The organism is Nocardiopsis sp. EMB25, from assembly GCF_026797795.1.
GTDB classification, from domain to species: domain Bacteria; phylum Actinomycetota; class Actinomycetes; order Streptosporangiales; family Streptosporangiaceae; genus Nocardiopsis; species Nocardiopsis lucentensis.
In genome coordinates this window covers 5,779,503-5,791,009 of sequence record NZ_JAMTDN010000001.1, presented here as the reverse complement: position 1 = coordinate 5,791,009, position 11,507 = coordinate 5,779,503, and the positions used below count along the sequence as shown (strand labels likewise).

Sequence of the window (11,507 nt, the reverse complement as noted above, 5' to 3'; positions counted from 1 at the left end):
GGGTGAGAACACATGGCCAACGCGAACGAGCAGCAGCTCCGCACCTACCTGAAGCGGGCGACGACGAAACTGCACGAGACCTCGGAGGCGCTGAGGGAGGAACGGGGCCGGGCACGCGAACCGATCGCCGTCGTCGGTATGGCGTGCCGCTACCCCGGCGGCGCGGACACCCCCGAGCGGTTCTGGGACCTGCTCGCCTCCGGCACGGACGCCGTCTCCCCCTTCCCCACCGACCGGGGATGGGACACCGACGGACTGTACGACCCGGACCCGGACGCGGCGGGACGCACCTACTGCCGGGAGGGGGGATTCCTCCAGGCGGCGGGCGCCTTCGACGCGGGTTTCTTCGGGATCTCACCCCGTGAGGCCACCGCGATGGACCCGCAGCAGCGACTGCTGCTGGAGACCTCCTGGGAGGCCCTGGAGAGCGGCGGGTTCGACCCGCGGTCCCTGCGCGGTAGCCGGACGGGGGTGTACGTGGGCGCCTGGTCCAGCGGTTACACCGACCGGGTGCACGCGCCCTCCGCCGCGCTGGAGGCGGACCTTCTGGCGGGCGGGGTCGTCAGCTTCACCTCGGGTCGGATCTCCTACACGCTGGGGTTCGAGGGTCCGGCGGTGTCGGTGGACACGGCGTGCTCGTCGTCCCTGACCGCGTTGCACATGGCCGCCCAGGCGCTCCGCCAGGGCGAATGCGACCTCGCCCTGGCCGGAGGGGCGACCGTGATGGCGACCCCGACCGTGTTCGTGCAGTTCGCGCGCCAGCGCGGTCTGTCCCCCGACGGGCGTTGCAAGGCGTTCGGGGAGGGGGCGGACGGCTTCGGCCCCGGTGAGGGTGCCGGGATGCTGCTGGTCGAGCGGCTCTCCGACGCCCAACGCAACGGCCACCCCGTCCTGGCCGTCATCCGAGGATCAGCGGTCAACCAGGACGGCGCCAGCAACGGCCTGACCGCACCCAACGGCCCCGCCCAACAACGCGTCATCCGCCAAGCCCTGGCCAACGCCGGACTCCGACCCGCCGACGTGGACGCCGTGGAAGCGCACGGCACCGGCACCCGCCTGGGCGACCCCATCGAAGCCCAAGCCCTTCTGGCCACCTACGGACACGACCGCGACCCCCAGCAACCCCTCTACCTGGGATCGCTCAAGTCCAACATCGGGCACACCCAGGCCGCCGCCGGAGTCGGCGGGGTCATCAAGATGATCCAGGCCCTGCGCCACGGTCAACTGCCCAAAACCCTGCACGCGGACGAACCCACCACCCACGTCGACTGGGCCAACGGTGAGATCACACTGCTCACCGACCCGGTGTCCTGGCCCGAAAGCGATCGGCCACGGCGTGCGGCGGTGTCCTCGTTCGGGGTCAGCGGCACCAACGCCCACCTGATCATCGAACAGGCACCGGACACCAACCAGGCCGTGGACGGTGTCGACCTCCCCGGGCCTGTTCCTGTGTTGTTGTCGGGTCGCACCCCGAAGGCGTTGACCGACGCTGCGTCCCGGCTGGCCGACGCCATCGACCGCGACCCCACCATGGGGTTGGGCGACATCGCCCACACGATGGCCCACCGCACGGTGTTCGACCACCGCGCCACCGTCCTCGCCCACACCACCCAAGACCTGGCCACCCACCTACGACACCTGGCCGCAGACGAACCCGACCCCGCCGTGGTCACCAACACCACCACCACTGACGGCAAACAGGTCCTGGTCTTCCCCGGCCAAGGCACCCAATGGACCGGCATGGCCGCACACCTCCTGGCCGACCAACCCGCCTTCGCCCAACACCTCCACGAGTGCGCGCGTGCCCTGGCCCCGCACACCGACTGGGACCTGATCGAAACCCTCACCGAGGGACGGTCGTTGGACCGGGTCGACGTGGTCCAACCCGCCACCTGGGCCGTCATGGTCTCCCTCGCCCACCTCTGGCACACCCTCGGCCTACGTGTGGACGCCGTCATCGGCCACTCCCAAGGAGAAATCGCCGCCGCCACCGTCGCCGGAGCCCTCTCCCTCGACGACGGCGCCGCCGTGGTCGCCAAACGAGCACGCATCATCGCCACCCACCTGGCCGGACACGGAGGCATGGCCTCCATCCCCCTCCCCGTCCAGGCCATCGACCTCACCGCCTACAACGGACGGTTGGAGATCGCCGCCCTCAACAGCCCCCACTCCACCGTCGTGGCCGGGGATCTGGACGCCGTCACCGACTACGTCACCCACTGCACCCACCAGAACATCCAGGCTCGCCAGATCCCCGTCGACTACGCCTCCCACACCAGCCACGTCGAACACATCCAGGATGAGCTGACCACCGCCCTGGCCCACATCACCCCCAAGGCCCCGCGCATCCCGTTCCACTCCACCGTCGAGGACAACCCCTCCTTCGACGCCGGGTACTGGTACCGCAACCTGCGCCAGACCGTGCAGTTCACCTCGACGGTCACCACCCTCTTGGAACAGGGCCACACCCGCTTCATCGAGGCCAGCGCCCACCCCGTCCTCACCCACGCCATCGAGCACACCGCCGAACAACACGACCTGACAGCCCACACCACCGGCACCCTGCGCAGAGACGACGACACCCCCACCCGCCTACTCACCTCCCTGGCCACCACCTGGACCCACGGCACCCCCCTGGACTGGACCCACCTCACCCCCACCGGCCACACCACCGACCTGCCCACCTACCCCTTCCAACACCAACACCACTGGCTCACCCCCCAACCCACCCACACACCCACACCCACCACCGGACCCGACACCTGGCGCTACCGCACCACCTGGAAACCACTCCCCGACCGCTCGAACGGTCCCGGTCTCCACGGAGACTGGCTGCTCGTCGTCCCGGAGACGGCCGAGGGCCGCGCCTGGGGCGAACAGGCCGCCACAGCGCTCGCCCAGCACGGCGCGAGGGTCGAGCCGCTGGTGATCGACCCCCTCACCACCGGCCGGGACGGGCTCGCCGTCCGGCTGGGGGGACGGTGGGACGGCGTGCTCTCCCTCCTCGCGGACGACGAACGACCGCTCCCCGGGTCCCCCCACCTGAACCGGGCGACCCTGGGAACGACCCTGCTCGCGCAGGCGGCCCTCGACGCGGGGTGCACCGCCCGGCTGTGGACCCTCACCCGCGGGGCGGTCGCCGTCTCCCCCGGCGAGACCCCTCGACCGGCGGGCGCCGAAGTCTGGGGCCTCGGCCGGACCATCGCTCTGGAACACCCCACGCTGTGGGGCGGTCTCGTCGACCTGCCCCCGGAACCGGACGAGCGCGCGTGGGCCCGGGTGGCGCGCGCGCTCACCTCGACCGGGGAGGACCAGGTCGCAGTCCGGTCCTCGGGCGCGTACGGACGCAGGCTCACCCCGGCCTCCCCCGCCACTGCGCGGCGCGGGTACAGTCCGCGCGGCACGGTCCTGGTCACTGGTGGGACGGGGGCGCTCGGGGGGCATCTGGCCCACTGGCTCGCGGAGCACGGGGCCGAACACCTGGTACTCACCAGCCGCCGCGGCCTCGACGCCCCAGAGGCCGTCGACCTCGTCGAGCGGCTGTCCACCTCAGGCACGGCGGTCACGGTCGTCGGCTGTGACATGGCCGACCGGTCCGCCGTCCGCGCCGTCCTGGCCGAGCATCGGCCGACCGCGGTCTTCCACACGGCGGGCGTCCCGCACTCCGGTGACTTCCTGACCCTGGACGAGACGACGATGGCCGAGGTCTACGGGGGCAAGGTGGCCGGTGCGCGCCACCTGGACGAGGTCACCCGGGAGCTGGGGCTGGAGCTGGACGCGTTCGTGCTCTACTCCTCGGGCGCCGCCGTCTGGGGCAGCGGCGGGCAGAGCGCCTACGGTGCCGCCAACGCCGCGCTGGACGCCCTGGCCGAGCGCCGCCGCGCCGCCGGACTCCCCGCGACGTCGGTCGCCTGGGGCCTGTGGGGTGGCGGTGGCATGGGCGAGGGCGCCGGAGAGGACTTCCTCAGCAGTCGGGGGCTGGGTGTCATGGCGCCGGAGGAGGCCCTGTCGGCGCTGCGCCAGGCGGTGGCGGACACCTGTGTCGTGGTGGCTGACGTGGACTGGTCCCGGTTCGCCACCGGGTTCACCGCGTTTCGGCCAAGCCCGCTCATCAGCGAACTCGCCGGTCCGGAGGCCGCTGCCCAGACCGGTGGGGAGGCGGGCGGACCGTCTGAGGCCGACGCACTCGCCGCCGCCCCCGCGCGGGAGCGCCGGGAACGGCTGCTCGACGCGGTGCGCCGGGACGTCGCGTTCGTGCTCGGGCACGCGGGCCCCGAGGAAGTCGGCCCGGACCAGTCCTTCAAGGACCTGGGGTTCAGTTCGGTCACCGCCGTGGAGCTGTCGGGGCGGCTGAGCCGGGCCTGCGGACGCAAACTCCCGCCGACGTTGGTGTTCGACCACCCGACCGCCGCGGCCGTGGCCGACCACCTGGCGGAGCTGATGGCTCCCGCCGATGGTCGGCCCGCGGATCCGGAGGAGGCCCGGGTGCGGGCGGCGTTGGCGAACGTGCCGCTGGAACGGCTGCGGGAGGCCGGGCTGCTCGACCCCCTGCTGCGGCTCGCCGAGCCGGACGCGGAGCGCCCCGGCGGCGACGGGCACGGCGGGGAGGAGCGTCCGGACGGCCCCGAGGCCCTGGACGGTCTCGACGACCTGGACGGTGACGCGCTGGTGCGGATGGTGCTCGGGGGGTCGGACAGGTGACCGGCCCCGTTCCGGAGGCGGGCGGCGCGCCCACACGTACCCGTTCGCGGTCCGGCGTTCCAGGTAAGGAGCAGATCATGGCCACACCCCCCGAGGGATCCACGGCCACACCCACCGAGAAGCTGACGGAGGCGCTGCGGGCCTCGGTCAGGGAGACCGAGCGGCTCCGGCGACGGAACCGGGAGTTGGAGGAGGCCGCCCGCGAACCGATCGCCGTCGTCGGCATGGCCTGCCGCTACCCCGGGGGCGTCACCTCCCCCGACGGGCTCTGGGACCTCGTGGCCCGGGGCGGGGACGCGGTCGGCCCCTTCCCCACCGACCGGGGTTGGGACGTGGCCTCGGTGTACGACCCCGACCCGGAGTCGGAGGACACCACGTACTGCCGTGAGGGCGGGTTCCTCGACGGGGCGGGCGACTTCGACGCCGCCTTCTTCGGGATCTCGCCGCGTGAGGCCCTGGTGATGGATCCCCAGCAGCGGCTGCTGCTGGAGACCTCCTGGGAGGCCCTGGAGCACGCGCGGACGGATCCGCGCTCACTGCGCGGCAGCCGCACCGGGGTGTACGTCGGGGCGGCGCACGGATCGTACGCCGCCGACCCCGGGGCCGCCCCGGCGGAGTCCCGGGGTTACCTGCTGACCGGTAGCGCCGACGCGGTCATGTCGGGTCGGATCTCCTACACGCTGGGCCTTGAGGGCCCCTCGATGACCGTGGAGACGGCCTGTTCGTCGTCATTGGTGGCACTGCACCTGGCCGTGCAGGCCCTGCGCCGCGGCGAGTGCGGCACCGCCCTGGCGGGCGGGGTCGCGGTGATGGCGGACCCGTCGGCGTTCGTGGAGTTCTCCCGCCAGCGGGGGCTGGCCCCGGACGGCCGGTGCAAGGCGTTCGGCGCGGGGGCCGACGGGACCGGATGGGCCGAGGGGGTCGGCGTGCTCGTCCTGGAGCGGCTCTCGACCGCCAGGCGCGACGGACGCCGGATCCTGGCCGTCGTGCGGGGTTCGGCGGTCAACCAGGACGGGGCGAGCAACGGCCTGACCGCACCCAACGGACCCGCCCAGCAGCGGGTCATCCGGCAGGCACTCGACGACGCCGGGCTCCGCCCCGCCGACGTCGACGCCGTCGAAGCGCACGGCACCGGGACACCGCTGGGCGACCCCATCGAGGCGCACGCGCTGCACGCCGTCTACGGCGCGGACCGGCCCGCCGGCCGACCGTTGCGCCTGGGGTCGCTCAAGTCGAACATCGGACACGCGCAGGCCGCCGCCGGGATCGGCGGGGTGATCAAGATGGTCCAGGCGCTGCGGCACCAGGCCCTCCCCCGCACGCTGCACGCCGACACCCCCACCGAACACGTCGACTGGTCCGCAGGGACCGTCCGGCTGCTGACCGAGGAGGTCGCCTGGCCCCGGAGCGACCGCCCCCGACGCGCCGGGGTGTCCGCGTTCGGGGTCGGCGGGACCAACGCCCACGTCCTCGTCGAGGAGGCCCCCGTCACACCGCCGGACGGCGGCGCGGAGGAGGCCCCGCGGCCCGCCACGACCGACGGCGCCCCCCTGGCCTGGACGCTCTCCGCCCGGGGCGGGGCGGCGCTGCGGGGCCAGGCCCGGCGGCTGCTGGCCCACCTGGCCGCCGACCCGGACACCGACCCCCGGGACGTGGGCCTGTCGCTGGCGGGTACGCGAGCCGACCACGAGCACCGCGCGGTGCTGCTCGGCACGGACCGGGCGGAGTTGACCGGGGCGTTGACGGCGCTGGCCGAGGACCGCGCCCACCCCGGAGTGGTACGCGGGGTCCGCGACCGGGACGCCCGGACCGCGTTCCTGTTCACCGGGCAGGGCAGTCAACGGGCCGGGATGACCGACGAACCGTGCCGGACCCACCCCGTCTTCGCTCGGGCCCTGGCCGAGGTGGTCGGGCGGCTCGACCCGCTGCTCGACCGGCCGCTCGGCCCCTTGCTGGCTGCCGGTCCCGACAGCGCGGAGGCCGGGCTCCTGCACCGGACGCGGTACGCGCAGGCCGCGTTGTTCGCCGTGGAGGTGGCGATGTTCCGGCTGCTGGAGAGCTGGGGGGTGGGGCCCGACACGCTGCTCGGGCACTCCGTGGGCGAACTGGCCGCCGCGCACGTGGCGGGGGTGTTCGACCTCGACGACGCCTGCGCGCTGGTGGCCGCCCGGGGCAGGCTGATGCAGGAGCTGCCCCCGGGCGGGTCCATGGTGTCGGTGCGCGCCGGTGAGGAGGAGGTCCGCGCGCTGCTGGCGGACCGCGCGGACGACGTGTGCGTCGCGGCGGTCAACGGCCCCGGGGCGGTGGTGCTCTCCGGGGCGGAGGAGGCGGTCGCCGAGGTCGCGGACCAGCTGGCCGCGCGGGGGCGGAGCACGCGGCGGTTGCGGGTCAGCCACGCCTTCCACTCCCCGCTGATGGAGCCCATGCTCGCCAGGTTCCGGACGGTGGCCGCCGCCCTGCGTTACCGGGAGCCGACCCTGCCGATCATCTCCACCGTCACCGGGCGGCCGATCCGCCCCGGCGAGATGAGCACGGCCGAGTACTGGGTCCGCCAGGTACGGGAGCCGGTGCGGTTCGCCGACGCCGTCGGGGCGGCGCACGCGTTCGGAGCGCGCACGTTCGTCGAGGTCGGCCCGGACGGTGTCCTGTGCGGCATGGCCGAGGAGTGCCTGGAGGACGACCGGGTGGCGCTGTTGCCGACCCTGCGCGGGCCGCGGGGCGACGCGGCGTTCGCGGGGGACGGCGCGCAGGCGCTGTCGGTGCTGTCCGCCGCTGCCGCCGCGCACACCCGGGGCACGCCGGTGGACTGGGAGGCGATGTACGCCGAGGGGCCGTGGCGGGGCGCACGCCACGTCGACCTGCCCGGCTACGCCTTCCAGCACCGGCGCCACTGGCTCGCGCCGGGGCGGAAGGCTCACGACACCGACGGCTGGCGGTACCGGGTCTCCTGGGAGCGGCCGCCGTCCCCGGGCGACGTCGGTGCGCGGCGCTGGCTGGTGGTGTACCCGGAAGGGGGGCGGGGCGAGCGCCTCCTCGCCGACGCCGAGCGCGCCCTGACCGAGGTCGGGGCCGAGGTCGTCGGGCTGCCGGTGGACGCGACCGCCGTGGATCAGGCGTTCCTCGCCGAGCGCCTGCGCGCCTTCGCCGAGGCCGCGCGCCGGTGCGGCGCCGCACCGGAGGCGGAGGCCGGGGTGCTGTCGCTGCTCTCGGCGGACGACCGGCCCCACCCCGGGTTCGCCGGGGTGCCCGCCGGTGTGCTGGCGACGCTGTCCCTGACGCGGGCGGCGGCGGACGGGCCGGTCCGGGTGCGCCTGTGGTGCCTCTCCCTCGGCGCGGTCGCCGTGACGGACCCCGAGCGCCCCGACCCGGCGGGCGCGGCCCTGTGGGGGCTGGGCCGGGTCGCCGCGCTCGAACACCCCGACCTGTGGGGCGGACTGGTGGACCTGCCGGCGGAACCGGATCCGGCGGACTGGCGGGCGGCCGCGGCACGGCTCGGCGGCCCGGAGGACCAGATCGCGGTCCGCGACGCGACCGGATGGGGGCGGCGCCTGACCAGGGCGCGGCGGAGCGAGGCCGCCGGGCGGTCCGGGTATCGGCCGCGCGGCACGGTGCTGGTCACCGGCGGGCTCGGGGCGTTGGGCGCCCGGGTCGCCCGCCGACTCGCCGCGGCCGGAGCCGAGCACCTGGTGCTCACCGGCCGCCGCGGACCGGACGCCCCGGGCGCCGCCGCGTTGGAGGCCGAACTCCTCGCTCTGGGCGTCAAGGTGACGATCACCGCGTGCGACGCCGCCGACCGCGCGGGGCTCGCCCGCGTCCTGGCCGAGGTCCCGGCGGACAGCCCGCTCACGGCGGTCTTCCACGCCGCGGGCCTGCCGCAGGTCACCCCGTTGGCGCGCACCGGTCCTGACCACTTCGCCGAGGTGTACGCGGGCAAGGCCGAGGGGGCGGCGGTCCTGGACGAGCTGACGCGCCCGCTCGAGCTGGACGCCTTCGTCCTCTTCGCCTCCGGAGCCGGGGTGTGGGGCAGCGCCGGGCAGGGCGCCTACGCCGCCGCCAACGCCGCACTCGACGCGGTCGCGCGGCGGCGCGCGGCGGACGGCCTCCCGGCCACCTCGATCGCCTGGGGCGTGTGGGGCGGCGGCGGGATGGGCGCCGACGAGGAGGGGGCGGAGTACCTGCGGCGGCGGGGGATGCGTCCCCTGGATCCGGAGAGCGCGCTCGACCTGCTGTTCGCGGCCATCGCCTCGGACGAGACCTGCCTGACCGTCACCGACACCGACTGGCCCGTCTTCGGGGAGGCGTTCACCGCGCTCCGGCCGAGCCCGCTGGTGGCGGGGCTCGTCCGCGGGCGGTCCTCCGACGGCGGTCGCGCCGAGCGGGCCCCGGCCGAGGAGCCGACCGGGGCCGGAGCCGGGGAGGGCGCGCCCGCGGCGGCCCTGACCGGCCTCGCCCCGGAGGCGCTGCGCGCGACCCTGCGCGACCTGGTGCGGGAGCGGGCGGCCGCGGTGCTCGGGCTCGCTGACCCCGCCGAGGTGTCGCCCGACGGCCGCTTCCTGGAGATGGGGTTCGACTCCCTGGCCACGGTACGGCTGCGCCGTGCCCTGACCGCCGCCACCGGGGTGGAGCTGTCCACCGGTCTGCTGTTCGACAAGGACCGTCCGGCGGAGCTCGCCGAGCACCTGGCCGACCTGGTGGAGGCCGCCCGGTCCCCGGGCGGGCCGCCGGGGGTCGGAGGGTCGGAGGGGTCCTTCGCCGCCCTCTACCGCGAGGCCGCCCGCACCGGCCGGGTCGCGGAGGCGGTCGACCTGTTGGCGGAGGCCTCCCGGTTCCGCCCGTCCTTCGCCACGGCGGCGGAGCAGCCGGTCACCCCGGTGTGGCTGGGCTCCCCTCGGGACGAACCCGAGTCCGCTCTCCCGCTCCTGGTGGGGTGCGCGGGCACGGCCGCGGTCTCCGGGCCAGCCGAGTTCGCGGCTCTGGCCCGGGCTTTGGAGGGGTCCGCGGACGGCGCCGGGCGGGGCGGCGGAATGGTCGCGCTGCCGCAACCGGGCTTCCTGCCCGGGGAGTCGGTGCCGAGCGGGCTGTCGGCGGTGCTGGCGGCGCAGGCCGAGGCGCTGGCGGACCGCGCGGGTGACCGGCCGTTCGTGCTGATCGGCCACTCGGCGGGCGCCAACATGGCCCACGCCCTGGCCCGGTACTTGGAGGAGCGCGGGCGCGGCCCCCTCGGCCTGGTGCTCGCGGACGTCTACACGCCCGCCGAACCGGGCGCGATGGGTGTCTGGCGCGACCGCATCGTCGAGTGGGCCACGCGCCGTTCGGACGTCCCCTTGGAGGAGAACCGGCTGACCGCCATGGGCGCGTACCACCGGTTGCTCCTGGACTGGGTGCCCGAACCGACCCGCGCCCCGGTGCTGCACCTGCGCGCCTCGGAGCCGATGGACCGGTGGCCCGGCGGGGGTGACGGTTGGCGGTCCCGCTGGGAGTGGGCGCACACGACCGTCGACGTCCCCGGCAACCACTTCACGATGATGGCCGAGCACGCTCCCGCCACCGCCCGGGTCGTCCGCGGCTGGCTCGCGGACCTGGCCCGCCCGGAACCGGGTCGGGTGTCCGGCCCCACACGACGTCGAGGAGAGAGGAAGAACCCGTGAGGACGGTCGAACGAGAATCGGCGCGCACCGGTCGGCGGCTCCAACTGGATCGGGCGGCGCAGTGGTTCGCCGGCAGCCAGGGCGACCCGTACGGCCTGGTGCTGCGGGCCGGGGAGGCCGACCCGCTGCCGCACGAGGAGCGGGTGCGTGAACACGGGCCGCTGTTCCACAGCGCCCTGCTCGACACCTGGGTGACCGGCAGCCGCCGGACCGCCGAGGCCGTGGCGGCCGACGACGCCCTCACCGCGCTCACCCACGGCGACGGGGCCGAGGCCCGGGCCGGAGCGGCCGGGACCGCGCTCCCCGCCGACCGGGCCCTCGGCGCGGCCGAGGGGGTGCTGGCCGACCTCCCGGACGGCACCCTCGACCTCGGCCCGCTCGCCCGGCGGCTGGCCGCCCGGATGGTCGGGGTGTGGCTGGACGTGCCCGGGCCCCTCCGCCCGGCGTTCGAGGCGGCCCTCACGGGGTGCCGCCACGCCCTGGACGCCCGGTGGTGCCCCCAGACGCTGGCGGACGAGCGTCTGCGCGTGTCGGCGGAGACCGAGCTGGGATCGGTGCTCACCGAGGCCCTGGGCGTCCCGGGAACGGACTCCGACACGGTGACGGCGGTCCGTGCCCTGGCCGTGGCGGCCGCCGAGCCGACCGCGGTGCTGCTGTGCAACACGGTGACGGAGCTGCTGGAGCGGCCGGGGCTGTGGGCCGCTCTGGCGGCCGACCCCGACCTGGCCGGCGCGGCCGTCGCCGAGACGCTCCACTGGGCGCCGCCGGTGCGCCTGGAGGGTTGGCGGGTCCGCGAGGCGACACGGATCGCCGGAGCGGACCTGTCCGCGGGAGCCCGGCTGGTCGTCCTCGTCGCGGCCGCCAACCGGGACACCGGCGACACCCCGGACGGCGGGTTCGACCTCGTGCGCCGCGCGCGGTCCGGCGGCCCCGTGTCCGTCGGGTGGTCCACGGGCGCGCACCCCGCCGGTCCGTTCGTGCGGACGGCGGCCGAGGCGGGTCTGCGGGCCCTGGTCCGGCGCCTGCCCGCACCGGCCGCCGCCGGTCCGGCCGTGCGCAGGCGCCGGTCCCCGGTGCTGCGGGCGTTCGGCGAGCTGCCGGTCGACCCGACCGGCGCGGAGCACGGCAGATGACGGCGACCGGACCGGCGGGCCCGGT

At 75.6% G+C, this 11,507-nt stretch carries 3 protein-coding genes; all 3 read left to right on the top strand.

Translation table 11 applies throughout. From position 1 onward, the window contains the following. The first annotated feature begins 12 nt into the window (after positions 1 to 12). The 3 genes from KIK06_RS25805 to KIK06_RS25785 all read left to right on the top strand — a co-directional run bounded on the left by KIK06_RS25805 (position 13) and on the right by KIK06_RS25785 (position 11,482). A complete protein-coding gene (locus KIK06_RS25805; RefSeq protein ID WP_268645472.1) occupies positions 13 to 4,701 on the top strand; it encodes a type I polyketide synthase in 4,689 nt (1,562 codons plus the stop codon). Between the two features lie 77 nt (positions 4,702 to 4,778). Beyond that, on the top strand, positions 4,779 to 10,349 hold the full coding sequence (locus tag KIK06_RS29290) for a type I polyketide synthase (protein ID WP_327084665.1): 5,571 nt from the start codon (positions 4,779 to 4,781) through the stop codon (positions 10,347 to 10,349). After that, on the top strand, positions 10,346 to 11,482 hold the full coding sequence (locus KIK06_RS25785; protein ID WP_268645471.1) for a hypothetical protein: 1,137 nt from the start codon (positions 10,346 to 10,348) through the stop codon (positions 11,480 to 11,482). The genes KIK06_RS29290 and KIK06_RS25785 overlap by 4 nt, the downstream gene beginning before the upstream one ends. Positions 11,483 to 11,507: the final 25 nt, after the last annotated feature.

Bases quoted from the DNA above. Each gene is read 5' to 3' on its own strand.
- KIK06_RS25805 (WP_268645472.1), top strand. From the start codon at position 13: ATGGCCAACGCGAACGAGCAGCAGCTCCGCACCTACCTGAAGCGGGCG.
- KIK06_RS29290 (WP_327084665.1), top strand. From the start codon at position 4,779: ATGGCCACACCCCCCGAGGGATCCACGGCCACACCCACCGAGAAGCTG.